Source organism: Mesorhizobium huakuii, from assembly GCF_014189455.1.
GTDB lineage: Bacteria > Pseudomonadota > Alphaproteobacteria > Rhizobiales > Rhizobiaceae > Mesorhizobium > Mesorhizobium huakuii_A.
This window is the reverse complement of record NZ_CP050296.1, coordinates 1,226,677-1,244,873: the sequence shown is the minus strand read 5'-3', so window position 1 is coordinate 1,244,873 and position 18,197 is coordinate 1,226,677. Positions and strand designations below refer to the sequence as shown.

Below are 18,197 nucleotides of genomic sequence, written 5' to 3'. Positions count from 1 at the left end.
TCGCGATCGTCGTCGTCAAAGTAGCCTGCGTGCTGGTCTGCTCCCTGCGCCATAGGACAAAGCTGCCAAGCTGCGTCTAGAGGGTCACGAATTCCCTGCCGCCAGGCAATTTCACGCAACGCAAAACTTCGGATCCCTTGCCGTGCAAGGGTTTCAGCCGTGCATGCCGTCGAATTTTTCGCGTGCCTCGCGCACACGCTGCGTGTTTCTGCGCGCCCATTCGCCAAGCGCGCTGACCGGGATCAACAGTTCGTGACCCAGTTCAGTCAGCTCATAATCGACACGCGGCGGAATGGTCGGGAACACGGTGCGGGTGACGAAACCATCGCGTTCAAGCCCGCGCAAGGTGGTGGTCAGCATCTTCTGCGAGATGCCGCCGACAGCCGCGCGCAACTCGTTGAAACGCAGCGGTCCGCCGCCCAGCTTGCCGACCACGAGCACGGTCCATTTGTCGCCGACGCGCTGCAGGATTTCCGAAATCGCGCGGCAGTCTTCGGTGTTGTGCGGGTGCCTCAGTAACAAAACGGTGCCCCCTTGCGTCGGCAGTTGACAGTATCTCATATAGCGCCGGTATCTAAACGATACCAGCTTTTTACTGGAATGGAGAGCCCCCCATGTCAAAGCCGAAAATCGCCATCATCGTCGGTTCGACGCGCGCCGCGCGCTTCGCCGATACCCCGACCCAATGGATCGCCAAGATCGCCAAGTCGCATGCCGATATCGATGTCGAGGTCGTCGACCTCAGGGACTTCCCGCTGCCCTTCTTCGACGAAGTCGCCTCTTCCCGCCTGGGTGCCGTCGACCAACGAAGTGGCGCAGCGCTGGCAGAAGAAGGTCGCCGAATATGACGGCTTCATCTTCACCGCCGCCGAATACAATCACGGCCCGACGGCCGTGCTGAAGAACGCCATCGACTACGCCGCCAATGAATGGAACAAGAAGCCGGCCGGCTTCGTCGGCTATGGCAGCGTCGGTGGCGCCCGCGCCGTCGAGCAGCTCCGCCTCCATGCCGTCGAGCTGCAGATGGCGCCGGTCAAGTCGGCTGTTCATATCGCCTGGGGCGACTTCCTTGCCGTCCGCCAGGGCGAGAAGAAGCTGGAAGACCTCGAGCACCTGAACCAGGCGGCCACCGCGCTGGTCAACGACGTCGCCTGGTGGGCAAAGGCGCTGAAGAAGGCCCGCGATGCCGACGTGCTTGCCGAGGAAGTCAAGGCAGCCTGATCGCCTTTTGAGATTATCCTCCCAAGGGATGTGGGGCGGCGCTTGCGCCGCCCTTTCTAGTTATAGCGGCTCAAATCGAAAGCCGCCGCCGGAGCGGACGACACGGCCAATGCCGGGCGAATCCAGATGCGCGCCGGCAACGAAACAGTGATCCTCCGCCGCAAGCGTCAGCAGCCGCAACCGGCTCTCGCGCGCCTTGTCCTGATCCGTGTCGAATTCCCACGTCACCTCGGGCCGATCGAACTGAAGCGACGGGACGTGAACGGTATCGCCCCAGATCAAGATGCTCTCGCCGCCGCTCGAAGCGCGAAAGCAGCTGTGACCCACTTCATGGCCGTGAGCGCCGATCATGTCGACATATGTCCCGAGACGGTCTCCAGCTTCGAATGGTTCCGCCATGTCGTGAAATCGCTTCAGCCGTGCTTCGGTGCGGAAGAGGCCGAGTTCCTGCCTGGGAACGAGCAAGCGCGCCAGGCGCGGGAAAGCATCCCGGCCGTCGGCGAGCACAAGACCCTGGATGTGGTCGAGATGCGTATGGGTGAAGCAGACGGTGCGGACTTTTTCGACATCGATGCCGGCTTCGTCCAGCGCCTGGGGAAGCCGGCCCATGGTCGGGTGCCAGGCATTCGCGGCGCCGGTATCGATCAAGATGATCTCGTCTCCATCGTCAATCGCGAAGGCGTTGACGGAGAGCCTGAGTTGACCGCCAAACAACGGGACTTGTGGCGGCAAGTCATCGCCAAACGGCTTGTCGCCGTCTTGCCGAAGCCGCCTGACCGGCATGTCGACATAGCCATCGCGCAAGGCGGTGATGCGCAGCTCACCAAGAGTGTAGGTCCAATGAAGTTCGCCCGAAGCTGTGCGGTGCATTTGCCGTTCCGTTCTGTCAACATCTGAGACGGGCAGCCGGCGTCGGCAACCCATCATGCCATTCGATTTAGGCCATCTGTGCGTGCTGCGCCTGCCTCGGCCGGATAATGCAGTCGGCGAGGCGATGCTTCTCGTTCAGCTCGTCGGCGTGGTGCTGGCCCCACTGGCAAAGTGCCAGCAGGATCGGCTCGAGGCTGAGGCCCAGGCTGGTCGCCGAATATTCGACGCGGGCGGGGACTTCGGCGAAGATCTCGCGGCTGACGAGGCCGTGCTCCTCCATTTCGCGCAGCTGCTGGATCAGCACTTTCTGGGTGATGCCTGGCATCATCGTCTTCAGCGCCGACAGCCGCCTTGGACCATCGAAGAGGTGGTAGAGAATGACCGCCTTCCAGCGCCCGGCGATCACTTTCAGCGCCCGCTCAGCCGGCAGCATCGGCAATCTCTTGATCGGCATTTTCGTGGGCGAGCCGGCCATGGTCACCTCCTGGTCAGCAGGGGAGAAATGAGTGTGTAGTCGCGGCTTCGCAGATAGTGGCAAACCACCGCCGATGCCAGTGCGATCGGAGCTTGCCATGAAAGCCGTTCAATTCAGCCGCTTCGGCGGTCCCGAGGTGCTCGAGGTCGTCGAGCTGCCGGCGCTGGTGCCACAGGCCGGCGAGGTACTGATCCGCGTTCACGCGGCGGGAATAAACTTCTTCGAGGTGCTGATGCGCGCGGACCGTTACGCGGTGACGCCGCAACTGCCGATGTTTCCCGGCGTGGAAGTGGCGGGCGTCGTGGAAGCGGTCGGGCAAGGGGTGGATGCGGCGCTGCTGGGGAGGCGTGTCGCGGCACCGCTGTTTGCCTCGCAGCGTCCTTATGGCGGGTATGCCGAGCAGGTGGTGATATCGGCCGATCTCGCCGTGCCGCTGCCGGATGACGTCTCGTTCGAAGACGCGACAGCGCTGATGGTGCAGGGGCTGACAGCGCTGCATCTGCTGCGCCAGAGCTCGCCTCAGGGCAAGTCGGTGCTGGTGCCGGCCGCCGCCGGTGGCGTTGGATCGCTGCTTGTCCAGCTTGCAAGGGTGAGGGGCGCGAGCAAGGTGATCGCGGCTGCCGGCGGCGCGGGCAAGATGGAGCTTGCTTTGTCGCTCGGCGCTGATGTGGCCATCGACTATACCGGGCCGGACTGGCCCGCGCGCGTCCGCACGCTGACAGGCGGAGCGGGCGCCGACATCATCTACGACACCGTTGGCGGCGCGCTGACGGCGTTGTCGCTGCAGGCTTTGGCGCCTGGTGGCGAACTGGTCTTTGCGGCGCTCGGCCGCTATGGGCTCGCTGCTTCCGATCTGGAAGCCATGATCGGCCGCAACCAGTCGCTGAGGGGTTTCGCGTTGCTGCCGCTGCTGCCACCGGATGTGCTGCGGGCCAGCCTGTCCGAGCTGTTCCAACTGGCCGCGAGCGGCCAGTTGCGGGTGGCAATCGGCGGCCGTTTCCCGCTCGACCAGGCCGGCGAAGCGCACCGGCTGCTGGACGAGCGACGCTCGACCGGCAAGGTGGTGCTGGTGGCTGACGGACTCGGCCAATGATGCAATCACTGCTCGCGGCCGAAAGCTTCCGCGGTCGCATTTGAGTGACTTGCATAATGCAACTAACTCGGTTATAAGTCACTTTCATTTTGAAAGAGACTCCGGCCATGGTTGCCAAAACAAGCTTCGAAACCCGCCCGTGCCCCATCGCGCGCAGCCTTGACGATGTCGGCGAATGGTGGAGCATCCTATTGCTCAGGGACGCATTTCAGGGCCTGACGCGCTTCGACCAGTTTCAAAAGAGCCTTGAGATCGCGCCCAACATTCTGACGCGCCGGCTGAACAGCCTGGTCGAGCGCGGCCTGTTCGAAAAGCGCGCCTACTGCGAACGGCCGCTTCGCCATGAATATGTGCTGACCGCCAAGGCGCGCGATTTCCGTCCAGTGCTGCTCTCCCTGCTCGCCTGGGGCAACAAGCATCTTGCGCCCGAAGGCCCGAGCCTGGTCGTGGTGGACAAGGCCGACGGGCGCTGGGCCGAGCCCGTGCTGGTCGACCGCGAGAGCGGCAAGGAACTCGACGGCGAGGGCTTCACCATGGCGACGGCACCCAGGGCCACCGATCGCATGCGGCAGCGCTACCGCTTCAGCAGCGAGGGGTCAGGCTTGCCGCTCATCGACAACGTTAATCAAAGCCGTGAAGAGGCGCGGGGCAAATGAACAAGGTTCTCTCCGCCGCCGAGCTCCAGCCCGCGCAGCCATCGGTCGTCCAGATCCCCGCGCCCGCCAAAAGCCGCCGCAAGCAGTTCGTCATGCTGGGCGCTGCGATCGCGATTGGCGTCGCCGGCTGGTATGGCTTTCAGTGGTGGCAGGCCGGCCGTTTCCTCGTCTCCACCGACGATGCCTATGTCGGCGGCAATGTCACGCCGCTGGCGCCACGTGTCGCCGGGCACATCGCTGAGATCCTCGTCGAGGACAACCAACATGTCGATGCAGGCCAGCTCATCATCCGCATCGACGACCGGCCGTTCAAGGCGGCGGTGGAGCGTGCGCAGGCTTCGGTCCAGCAGCAGCAATCGGCGCTCGACAATCTCCGTGCCCAGGTCTCGCTGCAGAATTCGCTGATCGAACAAGCGCAGGCCGATCTCGAGGCCAAGAGTGCCGCCGCTACGTTCACCACCCAGGATGCGAAGCGCTATGAGGTGCTGGCCAGCACCAGGGCCGGCTCGCAGCAGGACGCGCAGAGAAGCCTTGCCGCCGATAACCAGGCGAAGGCGTCGGTTGCCGCCTCTCGCGCCGGGCTCGCAGCGGCCAGGCAACAGCTCGATGTGCTCAACACGCAGATCTCGGAAGCCTCCGCCGCCGTTTTGGCCGCCAAGGCCGATCTCGATACGGCTGAGCTCGATCTCGGCTTCACGCAGATCCGCGCTCCCATCGACGGCCTCGTCGGAAACCGGCTGGCGCAGGTCGGCACCTATGTCTCGCCGGGCAGCTACCTCCTGACGATCGTCCCGGAGAAGGGGCTGTGGGTCGACGCCAATTTCAAGGAGGACCAGCTGCGCAGCATGGCCGGCGGCCAGGCGGCGACGGTCTATACCGACATCGCGCCCGACCAGCCGCTCAAGGGCCATGTCACCAGCCTGGGGCCGGCGACCGGCGCGATCTTCAGCGTGATCCCGGCGCAAAACGCGACCGGCAATTTCACCAAGATCGTTCAGCGCGTTCCCGTCCGGATCACCATCGACCCGGATCAGGCGCGGAAAGTCGCTCTGCGGCCAGGTCTGTCCACCGTCGTGACGGTCGATACCGGCTCGCACTGAGGACGCCATGCCCGAGCGCGCCGCCCCGCAATCCTTCTTCGTCAGCATCCTGCCGTTCATGGTGATGTGCGTCGGGATGTTCATCGCGCTGCTCGACATCCAGATCGTCGCCTCCTCGCTGCAGGATATTGGCGGCGGCCTGTCGGCGGCGCAGGACCAGATCGGCTGGGTGCAGACCTCCTATCTGGTGGCGGAAATCATCGTCATCCCGCTGTCGGGCTGGCTCACCCGGGTGTTCTCGACACGCTGGCTGTTCACCATCTCGGCGGCCGGCTTCACGCTCGCCAGCATGCTGTGCGGCTTCGCCTGGAGCATCGAAAGCATGATCGTCTTCCGCGCGCTGCAGGGGCTGCTGGGCGCGTCGATGATCCCGACGGTCTTCACCTCGTCGTTCCACTATTTCCAGGGGCCGAGGCGGGTCTACGCCGCCGCGGTGGTCGGCAGCATCGCCTCGATCGCCCCGACGCTCGGGCCGGTCATCGGCGGCTGGATCACCGACACGCTGAACTGGCACTGGCTGTTCTATGTCAACGTCATTCCAGGCACCATCATCACCGTCCTCGTCGCGCTGCTGGTCAAGATCGACAAGGCCGATCCGTCGCTGCTGAAGGGCGCGGACTATATCGGCATCGTGCTGATGGCGGTCAGCCTGGGTACCGCGGAATACGTGCTGGAAGAGGGCTCGCGCTGGAACTGGTTCGACGATGCCACAATCCGCAATGGCGCTTTCGTTGCCGGGATCACCATGGTCCTGTTCGTCATCCGCAGCCTGACCTATGCGCAGCCGGTGGTCGACTTCCGCGCCTTCGGCAACCGCAATTTCGCCATTGGCTGTTTTCTCTCCTTCGTCACCGGCATCGGCATCTTCGCCACGATCTATCTGACGCCGCTGTTCCTCGGCTATGTCAGGGGCTACGACGCTTTTCAGACCGGGGTGGCGGTGTTTTCCACCGGTGTCGCCTCGATGGTCGGCGTGCCCGTCTACATCTTTCTCGCCAAGCGCTTCGACACGCGCTGGCTGATGATGTTCGGCCTGGCATCCTTCGGCGCCTCGATGTGGAGTTTTAGCGCCATCACCAGCCAGTGGGGTGCGGCCGAGCTTCTGATCCCGCAACTGTTCCGCGGCTTCCCGCAGGTCTTTGCGGTGGCGCCAAGCGTCAATCTCGGCCTTGGCAGCTTGCCGCCGGAACGGCTGAAATATGCCAGCGGCCTGTTCAACACGATGCGCAATCTCGGCGGTGCCGTCGGCATCGCCATTTGCGGCGCGATCCTCAACGACCGCACCAACTTCCATTTCCTGACCATCGCCTCGCATCTGACGCCACAGAACGAGGCCGCGATGCGGCTCGTCGATACTGTCGGCCAGCGCTACGGACAATTGCCCGGCGCCATTGCGGACGGTCATACCGCCGCGCTGAAGCAGCTGTGGCAACTGGCCTATCGCGAGGCTTCGACCATGGCCTATGCCGATGCGTTCCTGGTGATCATGGTCGCTTTCGTCATCGCGACGGCGCTCGTTCCGTTCCTGCGCAACGTCGCGCCGAAGCCTCTGCCTCCCGGCGCACATTGAGGCGCGCCCGGGTTTTCCGGGTATCGGCTCTTCAGCGATTCATCTCGATGCGCCGGCGTCGGTGTCGGTCCTTTTGCCGAAAGCCAGCCAGCGAGCCTCGACTTCGGCGCGAAGCTGCTCGCCGTTGGTGGAGAGCACTTTGTGGGGCAGCGCGACGAACCGTTTGCCATCCTGGGCTGGGAAAATGTTGCCCAGGCGCGAGGCCGTGAGGTTAGGGGCGAATGTGAAGGTCGCCAGACCGATGCCGAACCGCTTTGACCCCCCGCTGTTTCGGTAGACAGCCCTCCACAGAGGCATGATGGTTTCATCCATGAATGCCTCGGAAACCTGCAGCGCGGTGACATCCCGGTACTGGTCTTTGCCCCAGCGATACCAAGACGTGCCCCATCGCCTCTTCACAACCTCGAAGGTAATGTCGAGCCAGGAAATGCCCTCCACCTCCCGCCAGGGGACGTCGAGAAAGACATAGCCGTCGAGATTGAGGCGCAATCCGGCCGGCGACAGCAGCAAAAATGGCTCGGCGGTCAGCCATCCGTTCGTTTGCCAGACAAGCACAACGGCGGCCAAAGCCGCCACCGGAAGACCCAATAGCCAGTTCTTGGTCCCGAAGGCGACGATGAGCCCGACGACGAGAACAAGCGCCGAGAAGGCGATGTATTTCAATGCGGTCTTGCCGCTGCCATAGGCAATGATCTGCTTGACGTCTTGTGCCTGGACTGAACTCAAGGCTCGCCTCCCATGGCCGCACGACCTTGCAGGCGAGAGCCGCCGCCAAGACAGTCATGAACGATACAGGCTGACCATCGGCCCAACAAGCCCAGCGCTGAACCGCACAGGTGTCGATGGTGGCGTCCGCGTCGCCGCACCGCTCGCGGTGGGGACCGAGGGCAAGCGTGCCTAGTCCCCTGCGCGGGCGAGCAACAGCGCGCGCTCCCTGTCATTGCCGGTCAATCCGGCGGCCTGGCGGAACGCGGCGCGGGCTTCCGCCTGATATCCCAGTTTTTCCAGGAGATCGCCGCGCACCGTGGGCAAGAGGTGCGAGTCCTTCAGGCGGGGTTCGTCTCTCAGTGCATCGGCAATGGCGAGACCCTGTGCCGGGCCGAAGGCCATGCCGACGGCCACCGCCCGGTTGATTTCGACGATGGGCGAGGGGGCCGCCAAGGCGAGCGCCTGATAATAGGCCGATATCGCGATCCAGTCGGTGTCGGCGGCGGTTGCCGCACGGCTATGGCAGGCGGCGATCATCGCCTGCAAGAGATAAGGGCCGGGGGTCGATGTCAGCGTCATGGCGCGGTTCAGGCCGTCCAGGCCGCGCCGGATCAGCGACCAGTTCCATCGGCTGCGGTCCTGGTCGAGCAGCAGGATCGGTTCGCCCGCTTTGCCGGTACGGGCAGGAAAGCGCGAGGCGTTGAGTTCCATCAGCGACACCAGCCCCAGCACCTCGGACTCATCGGGCATCAGCGCCGTCAGCGAGCGGCCTAGGCGCAGCGCTTCGCCGCAGAGATCGGCGCGCAGCCAGTCCGGCCCGGTGGTCGCCACATAGCCTTCGTTGAAGGTGAGATAAACCACCTCCAGCACGGCGGCGAGGCGTTCGCGCCGCACCTCGCCGCGCGGTGTCTCGAACGGGATGGCGGCATCGCGAAGCGTCCGCTTGGCGCGCACGATGCGCTGGGCGACCGTGGCTTCGGACACCAGAAAGGCGCGGGCGATCTCGGGCGTCGACAACCCGCCCAGCAGCCGCAGCGCCAATGCGGCGCGCTGCTCGGCCGGCAAGACGGGATGGCAGGCGGTGAAGATCAGCCGCAGAAGGTCGTCGTCAATATCCTTATCGAGCGCGGCCTCGATGTCGGGCATCTCGCGCTCCAGCTCGGCGAGATCGATGGCGAGTTCGCGGTGCTTGCCGTCGATCATGGTGGTGCGGCGCAGCCGGTCGAGCGCCCTGTTCCTGGCGACCTCGGTCAGCCAGGCGGCCGGGTTGCGCGGGATGCCGTCCCGGGGCCAGCGCTCCAGCGCCAGCAGGAAGGCGTCTTGCGCGATCTCCTCGGCCAGCCCGACATCCCTGAGATAACGGACGAGCCTGGCGGTGAGCTTCGGCTGCTCGATCCGCCAGACCGCTTCGATGGTGGCTGTGGCCGTCAACCCATCAGCTCGCCAAAACCTTCCGCCACCTTCTGGACGTCCTCGGGGAAATCGCTCATCTCAAAGACGCGGCGGACCTCGATCACGTCATTCTCCCCGGCGGGGCAGCGGCGAGCCCATTCGATGGCTTCTTCACGCGAGCGCACGTCGATCACCCAATAGCCGCCCAGCACTTCCTTGACCTCGACAAACGGCCCGTCGGTGACAACGGGCTTGCCGCCCTTGAAGCTGACCCGCGCGCCCGATGACGGCGGATGCAGCCCGTCGAGCGCCAGCAGCACGCCGGCCTTCTTCAGCTCCTCATTGTATCGCATCATCCCCTCTACCCCCTTGGCGTCGGGCCTGACGTCGGGTGCCGCCTCGGCGTAGCCACCGGGAATCATCAACATCATGAACCGCATGGTCGTCTCCTTGTTTGGGTTGGTTCGATGATACGACGAACGGGCCATGGCGAAATCGACGGGCGCTGTAAAAAGTTCGAATCCCGATCACGCAACAGGCTGACAGTGTTGGACCGCCATATGGGCGAGGCTGCCATCTGGCCCTGCCAGTTTGCCCTGATATGTCAGCCTGCATCCGTCACCTCGAGAAAACCCGCGTGAAGTCATCCAGCCTGGCCGGCGCAATCTCCCCGACGATCCCGGTGCTCGTCTGCGTGTTCGGCATCTTTCTGCTATCCGGCATGGATGCGGCGATGAAGGTGCTGGTCATCGCGGTCGGCGTTTACAACACGGTGCTGTGGCGCAGCATGCTGGCGACCGTGGTCGCGGGCGCGGGCTGGCTGGCAGGGCCGCGCTCGCTTCCTGCCCCCTCGGTTCTGAAGCTGCATGCGCTGCGCGCCGCGATTGTCGGCATTGTCCTGCTGTGCTTCTTCTGGGGGCTTGCAAGACTGCCGCTGGCGGAGGCGATCGGGCTTAGTTTCGTGGCGCCGCTGTTTGCGCTCCTGCTGGCCGCGCTGCTTCTGGGCGAAAGGATACAGCGCAAGGCGATCTGGGCCTCGCTCGCCGGCATTGCGGGCGTTGTCATCATCGTCGCCGGACAGTTCGGGCACACAAGCTACGCCAGGGATGCCTTGCTCGGCACAGCGGCGGTGCTCGTCTCGACGGTGTTCTATGCCTACAATCTGATCCTGGCGCGACGACAGGCGCTGCTGGCCAAGCCCATTGAGATCATGCTGTTCCAGAACCTTGGCGTTGCAGTCATGCTCGGGCTTGCAGCCCCCTGGCTCGCCATTGCGCTGCCCAGCAATCTCTGGCTTCCGCTCGCAGGCGTAACAGCCCTGTCGCTCGCCGGTCAGTTCCTGATGAGCTGGGCCTATGCGCGTGCCGAAGCGCAATATCTGATCCCGACGGAATACTCGGCCTTCATCTGGGCGATCGCGCTCGGGTGGTTCTTCTTCGACGAGGCGGTGACCTGGACCACGCTGGCGGGAGCCGGCCTCATCGTGGCCAGCTGCCTGATCGCCGCACGCTCGAACCCCAGACTTGCCGAACCGATTGAAGCCACGGTTTGATCAGGCCGAACGCATATGCGCGGCATCCGTCAGATATTCCGGTGCCGCAGAACGTCCACCAGCAGGGATAGGGCCGGCGACGTGTGCCGTCGGCTTGGATAATAGAGGTGGTAACCAGGGAAATAGGGGCACCAGTCTTCCAGAACCCGGACGAGCCGCCCGGCGGAGACGTAGGGGAGGACCTGGTCCTCCGGCATGTAAGCGAGCCCCAGCCCATCCAGGGCGGAACTCAGGCGCATGCCCAGGCTGTTGAACACAAGCTGGCCGTCGCCGCGGACCTTGACCTCCCGGCCATCCTTCTCCAACTCCCATGGAAACAGTCCGCCGTGGGTCGGCAGCCGCATGTTGATGCATTTGTGCGCGGCGAGGTCGTGCGGCGTTTCCGGCACGGGAAACCGCGCGAAGTAGGCCGGTGAACCGACCACCGCCATGCGGATGTCGGGGCCGATGCGGACCGCCACCATGTCCTTCGCCACCTGTTCGCCCATACGCACGCCGGCGTCGTAACCCTCCGCGACAATGTCAGTCAGGCCGTAGTCGATGATGATCTCCACCTGCACGTCCGGATGATCGGGCAGGAACCGCCTGAGGGCCGGCTGCAGCACGGAAATCGCCGGGTGCTCGCCGGCGGTGACGCGCACGGTTCCAGCCGGTTTCTCGCGCAGCTCGTTCAAGGTCGCCAGTTCGGCCTCGATCTCCTCGAAGCGGGGCGCCAGGGTGCGCAACAGCCGCTCACCGGCCTCGGTCGGCGCAACACTGCGCGTGGTCCGCGTCAGCAGCCGCAGCCCGACACGCTCCTCGAGATTGCGGATGGTCTGGCTGAGCGCCGAGGGTGACACACCGAGCTTTGCCGCGGCACGCGTGAAGCTCCGTTCCCGGGCCACGGCTGCAAAAGCGGCAAGATCGTTGAAGTTCTGCATGGGTATTTGTTAGCTCAGCTAACAGAGCCATACGGATTATAGCGCATTATCGCAAGGTACCACATCCCCTATCTTATGCGCATGCCGTGGCCTGCAGCAGGGTCCGAACGCAATTTCAGAGAAGGATGAGGAAAGATGGCAAGCGAACATATGAGAATGGGGCGCCGTGGCTTTCTGAGCGCGGCGGGAAGTCTGGCGGCGGTGCCGCTACTCGCCGCCACCGGTTCGCAGGCTCAAGCAACAGCTCAGGCGACGGGCCTCAACGGCACACAATCATTGAGCGGACGGCGCAAGCTTGGCTCGCTGGAGGTCTCCGCCATCGGCCTCGGTGTCCAGAACATGAGCCGGACCTATCAGACAATCATTCCGCCGCGGCCGGAGATGATCAACATCATCCGCGCGGCCTTCGACCGGGGCGTCACCTTCTTCGACGCCGCCGAGGCTTACGGTCCCCACGAGGTGGAGCGCATCCTCGGTGAAGGCATCGCGCCGTTCCGCGACCGCGTGGTGATCACATCGAAGTTCGGCTGGAACATCGACTTGGAAACGGGCAAGCGGCTCCCGGGCCTCAACAGCCGGCCGGACCACATCAAACTTGCCGTCGAGGGTATGCTGAAGCGGCTTCGCACCGACCGCATCGATCTGCTTTATCAGCACCGGGTCGATCCGCAGGTCCCGATCGAGGACGTCGCCGGCGCGGTCAAGGATCTGATGGATGAGGGCAAGGTCCTGCACTGGGGCCTGTCCGAAATGGGACTGAAGACACTGCGCCGCGCGCATGCCGGGCTGCCGGTCACGGCGGTCCAGAGCGAATATTCGATGCTATGGCGCGGACCTGAACGCGAAGTCCTTCCGCTTTGCCAGGAACTCGGCATCGGTTTCGTGCCGTGGAGCCCGCTTGGGGTGGGGTTCCTGACCGGCGCCATCGACGCCAACACGCGGTTCGCCGAAGGCGACATCCGCAGGGTGGAGACCCGCTTCGCGGCGGACAACCTGCCGCACAATCTGGCGCTGGTGGACCTGCTAAGGGGTTGGGCCGAGCGGAAGCAGGCCACGCCCGCGCAGATCGCGCTCGCCTGGCTGATGGCTCAGAAACCGTGGATCGTGCCCATTCCTGGCACGACGCAGATGCCGCACCTTCTCGACAATATCGGCGCCGCCTCGGTCCGGTTCACGTCGGACGAACTGGCGGAACTCAATGCCGCGGTCGCGGCAATTCAGGTCCAGGGTGCACGCCTTCCCGATAGCGTCCTCGTGTTCTCCGGCGTTGAAGCGCCGGAGAAGGCCTGAGCCGCGCTTGCTCCCGAACAATCACAAGGAAGATCGTCATGAAAACCAGAAAAATCGGGGGCCTCGAAGTTTCCGCCCTTGGCCTCGGCTGCATGAGCATGAGCTCCGCTTACGGCCCACCTGCCGACAAGGCCGAGATGATCAAATTGATCCGCGCCGCCCATGATCGTGGCGTCACCCTGTTCGATACGGCCGAAGCCTATGGACCCTTTGCCAATGAGGACCTCGTGGGCGAGGCACTGGTCCCCATTCGCGACCAGGTGGCCATAGCCACCAAGTTCGGCTTCGACATCGATCTCGAGACGGGTGCCCGCAGCGGCGGCACCAACAGCCGGCCCGAGCACATCAGGCAGGTGGCGGAGGCCAGCCTCAAGCGGCTGAAAACCGACCGCATCGACATCTTATACCAGCACCGTGTCGACCCCGATGTGCCGATCGAGGATGTGGCGGGTGCCCTCAAGGACCTCATCGCCGAAGGCAAGGTCAAGCATTGGGGGCTGTCGGAAGCGGGTACCCAGACCATTCGCCGGGCGCATGCGGTGCAGAAGCTGGCGGCCGTCCAGAGTGAATACTCCCTGTTCTACCGCGGCGCCGAAGCCGAGATCCTGCCGTTATGCGAGGAACTCGGCATCGGCTTCGTCCCGTTCAGCCCGCTGGGCGCGGGGTTCCTGACCGGCAAGATCGACGAGAACACCAAGTTCGACGCCACGGACTTCCGCAACCTTGTGCCGCGCTTCTCGCCGGAGGCGCGCAAAGCCAACATGGCACTGGTCGAGGTCGTGAAATCCGTCGCCGGGCGCATAGGTGCCACACCTGCCCAGGTCGCACTCGCCTGGCTGCTCGCGCAGAAGCCCTGGATCGTTCCGATCCCCGGCACCACCAAACTGCATCGTCTGGAGGAGAATCTCGGCGCGGTCGACGTCACGCTCACGGTGCAGGACCTGGGGGAACTCGCCGACGCTCTGGCGAAGATCGAGGTTCAGGGCGAACGTTTGCCCGAAGCGGGACTGAAGATGACCGGGCTGTGAGTGGATCTGAACCGTGACCGATACCGACAAGCCGACCCGACGGGACATCCTCATGTCATCCCTGCTATTGCCACTCACGGCCGGCGTCGCGGTATCGGCCACAGAGGCCGAAGCCGCGCCGTCGGCCGACGGCAAGTCGCTGGTGGCGTTCTTCACGCGGAGCGGGAATACAAGCGTCATCGCGGGGCAGCTCAGCCGTGCCCTGCCGGCCGAACTGTTCGAGATCGCGCCGGCCACACCTTACCCGGCCGACTATTTCGAGACCGTCGAGCAGGCGCGGCGGGAGCGCGATCGCGGCTACCGGCCGCCGCTCCGGTCCCAGCTTCCGAGCATGGCGGCTTATGCCACCCTGTTTCTGGGGTTCCCGATTTGGGGCGAGACCGCACCGCCTATCATACGTTCTTTCCTCGCGTTGCACGACCTGGCGGGAAAAACCATCGTCCCGTTCATCATGCATGGCGGCTTCGGCCCGGGTGACAGCCTGGACGTTGTGGCCAGTCACGCCCCCCAATCGCGCCTGATCAAGGGCTTCACCATGCAAGGGCCGCAGGAACGCCAGACCATCGAGCGCGTCGCCCAGTGGCTGAAGACGTTGGATGTTGATTAGTCGGCAGGAGCGATAGTGGAGTGCCCGCACTGCCTCGCGATGGGCACCGGGCAGGCAGGTGGCCATCAGCTTGTCGATGCGGCGGTCGAGGCCGACCATTTCGAAGCGCCATCCCGGCGTCTCGACGCATTGTTGCCAGAGCGGCAATTGCGCTACCCCATCAGAAAGCAGGGAGCGCTTCTGTGTGACCTGAACCAAATATAGTCGTAAGTAGATCGCTGTCTTCTATAAAATTTTATCAAATATTTCGCCGGTCGAGTTACAATCTGTAGACCATTCATCGGGTTGTTGTGCCTCCAGTCCGGAAAACGTCACTGAATAGTCGATGTAATGGTGAACTATGTGCCAAGCTCCTGGAACGCTATCGTGAATGGCAGTTTTGGTCCGGATGCGGCCACCTGGAATCGAACGATCCAGGCAGGCGAGGCATCAGGAGAAGGATTTATCCGATGAGCTTCTTCGTCAACGCCTTGGGCGTTCCTCTTCCCTACAGCGGCGCTTCCACCCATTGGTACTCGGCGGCAGGGGCCGGGCCGGACGTGTACGGCAGCTCCGGAAACGACTCGTTCTACGGATCAACCGGTGTCACCATGCATGGTGGCGCAGGCGATGACATCTATTACCTCTATGCGGCGAGCAACAAGGTGGCCGAGGCCGCCGGGGCAGGCATAGACACGATCAGCACATGGATGAGCTATAAGCTCCCCGACAATGTCGAGAACCTCGTCGTCACAAACGCCAACAACTATGCTTTCGGAAATGGGTTGGACAACATCATCACCGCCAAGGCCGGGCACCAGACGCTGGACGGCGGCGCGGGAAACGATGTGCTGATCGATGGCGGCGGCGGTTACGACACTTTCATCGTCTCGAAAGGCAATGGAAGCGACCTGATCGCGAATTTTGCCGCCACCGACACCGTCCGCCTGAATGGCTATGGGTTCACGTCGTTCGACGCCATCCACTCCAGCATGATCCAGGCGGGATCGAACGTGCTGTTGAACCTCGGGTCCGGCGAGATCCTCGAGTTCAAGGACACGACCATCGACAAGCTGCAGCCCAGCCAGTTCGAGTTGCCGATCGACAAGTCCGGAATGCAGCTCTCCTTCAGCGACGATTTCAACACGCTGAACCTTCACAATAGCCAGGGCGGCACGTGGGATAGCAACTTCTGGTGGGGAGCGCCGAACGGCAGCACCTTGACCAGCAACAACGAGCAGCAATGGTACATCGACGCCAATTACGCACCGACGAGTTCCGTCCACCCGTTCAGCGTGAACAACGGCGTGCTCACCATTACCGCGGCGCAGGCGCCGGCGGACATCAAGCCGCTGATCAACAATTACGAATACACCTCCGGCATACTGACGACCCACGATTCCTTCTCGCAAACCTATGGCTATTTCGAAATACGGGCCGACCTGCCCGAGAACGCCGGTGCCTGGCCGGCCTTCTGGCTGCTTCCGGAAGACGGTTCGTGGCCGCCGGAACTCGATGTCGTGGAGACGATCGGCCAAGCCCCGAACTCGTTGATCATGACGGCGCACTCGAATGAGACGGGAACGCACACCAAGGTCACGTCGACGGTGAGTGTCTCGAACCCCGACGGCTTCCACACTTATGGCCTGCTCTGGACGCCGGACAAGCTCGTCTGGACCTATGACGGTGTTGAGGTCGCGGAAGCGGCGACGCCGTCCGACATGAACAAGCCCATGTACATGCTGGTCGATCTCGCGGTCGGCGGCTTGGCCGGCACCCCTCCGGATCATCTGGCCACGCCGGCCGAGATGAAGATCGACTACGTCCGCGCCTATACGCTGGACAGTGCTCCGGCAAACGCCCTGAACATCACCAGCGGCACCACCACGCACAATATCGCCACGCACAGCAACAGCACGCTGCATGGCGGTTCCGAATTCGGGGGCCACGCGTAAGGTCTCGGGATCATGCAGCGTCGGGGAATGTGGAAATGACTGGACCATCCGGCCTGCGTCCGGTCTTCATGCGCGCCATCGCCGATGTCGGCGTCTTCTCGCTGTTGATCAACATCCTGCTGTTGGTGATTCCACTCTACCTGCTGCAGGTCTATGACCGCGTGCTGCCGTCCTCCAGCGTTGAAACGCTTGTCTATCTTTCGGTCATCGCGGTTCTTGCGCTCGCTTTCCTCGGGCTGCTGGACGCGATCCGCGCCGTTTACACGCAGCGCGTTGCGGCGACCGTCGACCGGAAGCTGGGCGCCGGCACATTCGCCGTTTCGCTTGGCGCAAAATATGCCGGCGGCCTGTCGCCGCTGCGCGACCTTGCCTCGGTCTGCGCCTTCATCAGGTCGCGCGGCGTGGCGGTGTTGTTCGACCTGCCCTTTGCCCCTGTCTTCCTCGCTCTGCTCTATCTCATCCATCCGGTGCTGTTCTGGGTGACGGTCGCCGGCGCGGCGCTTCTGCTTTTGCTGGTCGTGGCCAACCAGCTTGCCATCGGCAGGAACGACGCCCTGTCCGCGGAGCGTTCGGCCTTGGCCAGCCAGGCGGAACAGGCCTTTGCCCGTAATGCCGAGACGCTGCGCGCCATGGGCATGGTAGAGAACGCCGCGCGGGTCTGGGGACGGCACGTAGCGGCTGCGCTCACCTTGCATGACCGTTCGTCGAGTGCCAATGCGATCTTCAGCGGTGCCTCGCGGGCGTTGCGCATGATGCTGCAACTGGCGATCCTCGGCGCCGGCGCATGGCTGGTGCTCAAGGGGCAGATGACGGCAGGCATGATCTTTGCTTCCTCGCTGGTGTCGTCGCGCGCGCTGCAGCCGCTTGACCAGTTGATCGGCGCCTGGCGGCAGATCGCCGACGCCCGGCGAGCGTGGAAACGGCTGGAGACGGCGCTTGCGGCGCGCCCGGCTGAAGCGCGCAAACTGATCCTGCCCGATCCGGCAGGCGCGATTTCCGCGCAGGACGTTTTCTTCATGGCTCCGAACGCGCAGCCCGGCACCGAACCCATCCTCAAGCGGCTGAACTTCCAAATTGGCGCCGGCGAAGCGTTGGCCATCGTCGGCCCGAGCGGCGCCGGCAAATCGACGCTGGCGCGGTTGCTTGTGGGCGCTGCCCGGCCGACCGGCGGCGCGGTCAGGATCGACGGCGCCGACCTCAGGAGCTGGGACGAAAACCAGCTCGGAAAGCACATCGGCTACCTTGCGCAGGAGGTGGAGCTCTTTCCAGGATCGATCGCGCAGAATGTCGCCCGCTTCGACCCCGATGCAGATGACGCCGCGATCATCGAGGCAACAAGGCGGGCTGAGGCGCATGAGCTGATCCTGGCGCAGCGGGACGGCTACCAGACATTGATCGGTCCGTCGGACAGAACGCTGTCGGGCGGCGAACGCCAGAGGATCGGGCTGGCGCGCGCCTTCTACGGCAATCCCAGAATTCTCGTCCTGGACGAGCCCAGCACCCATCTCGACGGCACGGGCGAAGCGGCGCTCGAGGCGGTACTCGCCGCCACGAAGGCGGCCGGCGTCACCATGGTCGTGATCACGCATCGCCCTTCGATTGCCGCGTCCTGCGACCGCGTGATGCTTCTGCGCGGCGGCGCGATCGAAGCCTTCGGCTCAAGCAGCGAAGTGCTACGGCATTCGGTCGTCGGCAAGGGCCTTCCCGCGCAGCCGAATACGGTGGTGACAGGGTCGTTCGCCACGACGATCCGCACGCATAACATGCGCTTTGGATCGTAG

Annotated in this window: 17 protein-coding genes and 1 pseudogene; 11 read left to right on the top strand and 7 right to left on the bottom strand. The window is 63.9% G+C overall.

Annotation, left to right across the window (positions count from 1 at the left end; all coding sequences use genetic code 11):
- Positions 1 to 153: 153 nt before the first annotated feature.
- Complete coding sequence (locus HB778_RS06210; protein ID WP_183462358.1) at positions 154 to 522, bottom strand: winged helix-turn-helix transcriptional regulator; 369 nt, start codon at positions 520 to 522, stop codon at positions 154 to 156.
- A gap of 92 nt (positions 523 to 614) precedes the next feature.
- Here HB778_RS06210 and HB778_RS06205 point away from each other — a divergent pair.
- Positions 615 to 1,221 (top strand): annotated as a pseudogene (locus HB778_RS06205) (NADPH-dependent FMN reductase).
- Positions 1,222 to 1,281: 60 nt separating this feature from the next.
- Here HB778_RS06205 and HB778_RS06200 read toward each other — a convergent pair.
- Together HB778_RS06200 and HB778_RS06195 are read right to left on the bottom strand one after the other, a co-directional pair.
- Positions 1,282 to 2,091, bottom strand: a complete 810-nt coding sequence (locus HB778_RS06200) for an MBL fold metallo-hydrolase (RefSeq protein ID WP_183462355.1) — start codon at positions 2,089 to 2,091, stop codon at positions 1,282 to 1,284.
- A 67-nt stretch (positions 2,092 to 2,158) separates the two neighbouring features.
- Positions 2,159 to 2,566, bottom strand: a complete 408-nt coding sequence (locus HB778_RS06195; protein WP_244661828.1) for a winged helix-turn-helix transcriptional regulator — start codon at positions 2,564 to 2,566, stop codon at positions 2,159 to 2,161.
- Between the two features lie 97 nt (positions 2,567 to 2,663).
- Between HB778_RS06195 and HB778_RS06190 the strand changes: the two genes are divergently transcribed.
- The 4 genes from HB778_RS06190 to HB778_RS06175 all read left to right on the top strand — a co-directional run bounded on the left by HB778_RS06190 (position 2,664) and on the right by HB778_RS06175 (position 6,985).
- Positions 2,664 to 3,659 (top strand): quinone oxidoreductase family protein, encoded by a 996-nt coding sequence (locus tag HB778_RS06190; RefSeq protein WP_183462350.1) that lies wholly within the window; start codon positions 2,664 to 2,666, stop codon positions 3,657 to 3,659.
- A 107-nt stretch (positions 3,660 to 3,766) separates the two neighbouring features.
- The gene (locus tag HB778_RS06185) at positions 3,767 to 4,315 is read left to right on the top strand and encodes a winged helix-turn-helix transcriptional regulator (protein ID WP_183462348.1); all 549 of its coding nucleotides are present in this window, start codon (positions 3,767 to 3,769) and stop codon (positions 4,313 to 4,315) included.
- On the top strand, positions 4,312 to 5,415 hold the full coding sequence (locus HB778_RS06180) for an HlyD family secretion protein (RefSeq protein ID WP_183462346.1): 1,104 nt from the start codon (positions 4,312 to 4,314) through the stop codon (positions 5,413 to 5,415). Before HB778_RS06185 ends, HB778_RS06180 begins: the two co-directional genes overlap by 4 nt.
- 7 nt (positions 5,416 to 5,422) lie before the next feature.
- Entirely contained in the window at positions 5,423 to 6,985 is a 1,563-nt protein-coding gene (locus HB778_RS06175; protein WP_183462344.1) for a DHA2 family efflux MFS transporter permease subunit, read from the top strand.
- Between the two features lie 39 nt (positions 6,986 to 7,024).
- Here HB778_RS06175 and HB778_RS06170 read toward each other — a convergent pair whose 3' ends face one another.
- The 3 genes from HB778_RS06170 to HB778_RS06160 form a co-directional block, all read right to left on the bottom strand.
- On the bottom strand, positions 7,025 to 7,711 hold the full coding sequence (locus HB778_RS06170) for a hypothetical protein (protein WP_183462342.1): 687 nt from the start codon (positions 7,709 to 7,711) through the stop codon (positions 7,025 to 7,027).
- A gap of 171 nt (positions 7,712 to 7,882) precedes the next feature.
- Complete coding sequence (locus tag HB778_RS06165) at positions 7,883 to 9,124, bottom strand: RNA polymerase sigma factor (protein WP_183462341.1); 1,242 nt, start codon at positions 9,122 to 9,124, stop codon at positions 7,883 to 7,885.
- Positions 9,121 to 9,525, bottom strand: coding sequence for a YciI family protein (locus HB778_RS06160; RefSeq protein ID WP_183462339.1), 405 nt, complete (start codon positions 9,523 to 9,525; stop codon positions 9,121 to 9,123). The genes HB778_RS06165 and HB778_RS06160 overlap by 4 nt, the downstream gene beginning before the upstream one ends.
- A 161-nt stretch (positions 9,526 to 9,686) precedes the next feature.
- Between HB778_RS06160 and HB778_RS06155 the strand changes: the two genes are divergently transcribed.
- On the top strand, positions 9,687 to 10,637 hold the full coding sequence (locus tag HB778_RS06155) for a DMT family transporter (RefSeq protein WP_183462337.1): 951 nt from the start codon (positions 9,687 to 9,689) through the stop codon (positions 10,635 to 10,637).
- A 29-nt stretch (positions 10,638 to 10,666) separates the two neighbouring features.
- On the opposite strand, the gene HB778_RS06150 is transcribed toward HB778_RS06155, so the two are convergent.
- Positions 10,667 to 11,557 (bottom strand): LysR family transcriptional regulator, encoded by an 891-nt coding sequence (locus HB778_RS06150; protein ID WP_183462335.1) that lies wholly within the window; start codon positions 11,555 to 11,557, stop codon positions 10,667 to 10,669.
- Between the two features lie 156 nt (positions 11,558 to 11,713).
- Here HB778_RS06150 and HB778_RS06145 point away from each other — a divergent pair, with 156 nt between their 5' ends.
- The 5 genes from HB778_RS06145 to HB778_RS06125 all read left to right on the top strand — a co-directional run bounded on the left by HB778_RS06145 (position 11,714) and on the right by HB778_RS06125 (position 18,197).
- Complete coding sequence (locus HB778_RS06145; RefSeq protein ID WP_432421239.1) at positions 11,714 to 12,847, top strand: aldo/keto reductase; 1,134 nt, start codon at positions 11,714 to 11,716, stop codon at positions 12,845 to 12,847.
- Between the two features lie 38 nt (positions 12,848 to 12,885).
- Positions 12,886 to 13,875 (top strand): aldo/keto reductase, encoded by a 990-nt coding sequence (locus HB778_RS06140; RefSeq protein WP_183462331.1) that lies wholly within the window; start codon positions 12,886 to 12,888, stop codon positions 13,873 to 13,875.
- Between the two features lie 13 nt (positions 13,876 to 13,888).
- Positions 13,889 to 14,482: a flavodoxin gene (locus HB778_RS06135; protein WP_348524683.1), complete on the top strand. Its 594-nt coding sequence runs from the start codon at positions 13,889 to 13,891 to the stop codon at positions 14,480 to 14,482.
- A gap of 449 nt (positions 14,483 to 14,931) precedes the next feature.
- Positions 14,932 to 16,416: a family 16 glycosylhydrolase gene (locus tag HB778_RS06130; protein ID WP_183462329.1), complete on the top strand. Its 1,485-nt coding sequence runs from the start codon at positions 14,932 to 14,934 to the stop codon at positions 16,414 to 16,416.
- 35 nt (positions 16,417 to 16,451) lie between these two features.
- On the top strand, positions 16,452 to 18,197 hold the full coding sequence (locus tag HB778_RS06125) for a type I secretion system permease/ATPase (protein WP_183462327.1): 1,746 nt from the start codon (positions 16,452 to 16,454) through the stop codon (positions 18,195 to 18,197).

What these genes read in the sequence shown, in the direction of transcription:
- HB778_RS06200 (WP_183462355.1), bottom strand. Translation starts at nt 2,091, where the DNA reads ATGCACCGCACAGCTTCGGGCGAACTTCATTGGACCTACACTCTTGGT.
- HB778_RS06195 (WP_244661828.1), bottom strand. Translation starts at nt 2,566, where the DNA reads ATGGCCGGCTCGCCCACGAAAATGCCGATCAAGAGATTGCCGATGCTG.
- HB778_RS06190 (WP_183462350.1), top strand. Translation starts at nt 2,664, where the DNA reads ATGAAAGCCGTTCAATTCAGCCGCTTCGGCGGTCCCGAGGTGCTCGAG.
- HB778_RS06185 (WP_183462348.1), top strand. Translation starts at nt 3,767, where the DNA reads ATGGTTGCCAAAACAAGCTTCGAAACCCGCCCGTGCCCCATCGCGCGC.
- HB778_RS06180 (WP_183462346.1), top strand. Translation starts at nt 4,312, where the DNA reads ATGAACAAGGTTCTCTCCGCCGCCGAGCTCCAGCCCGCGCAGCCATCG.
- HB778_RS06175 (WP_183462344.1), top strand. Translation starts at nt 5,423, where the DNA reads ATGCCCGAGCGCGCCGCCCCGCAATCCTTCTTCGTCAGCATCCTGCCG.
- HB778_RS06160 (WP_183462339.1), bottom strand. Translation starts at nt 9,525, where the DNA reads ATGCGGTTCATGATGTTGATGATTCCCGGTGGCTACGCCGAGGCGGCA.
- HB778_RS06155 (WP_183462337.1), top strand. Translation starts at nt 9,687, where the DNA reads ATGTCAGCCTGCATCCGTCACCTCGAGAAAACCCGCGTGAAGTCATCC.
- HB778_RS06150 (WP_183462335.1), bottom strand. Translation starts at nt 11,557, where the DNA reads ATGCAGAACTTCAACGATCTTGCCGCTTTTGCAGCCGTGGCCCGGGAA.
- HB778_RS06145 (WP_432421239.1), top strand. Translation starts at nt 11,714, where the DNA reads ATGGGGCGCCGTGGCTTTCTGAGCGCGGCGGGAAGTCTGGCGGCGGTG.
- HB778_RS06140 (WP_183462331.1), top strand. Translation starts at nt 12,886, where the DNA reads ATGAAAACCAGAAAAATCGGGGGCCTCGAAGTTTCCGCCCTTGGCCTC.
- HB778_RS06130 (WP_183462329.1), top strand. Translation starts at nt 14,932, where the DNA reads ATGAGCTTCTTCGTCAACGCCTTGGGCGTTCCTCTTCCCTACAGCGGC.
- HB778_RS06125 (WP_183462327.1), top strand. Translation starts at nt 16,452, where the DNA reads ATGACTGGACCATCCGGCCTGCGTCCGGTCTTCATGCGCGCCATCGCC.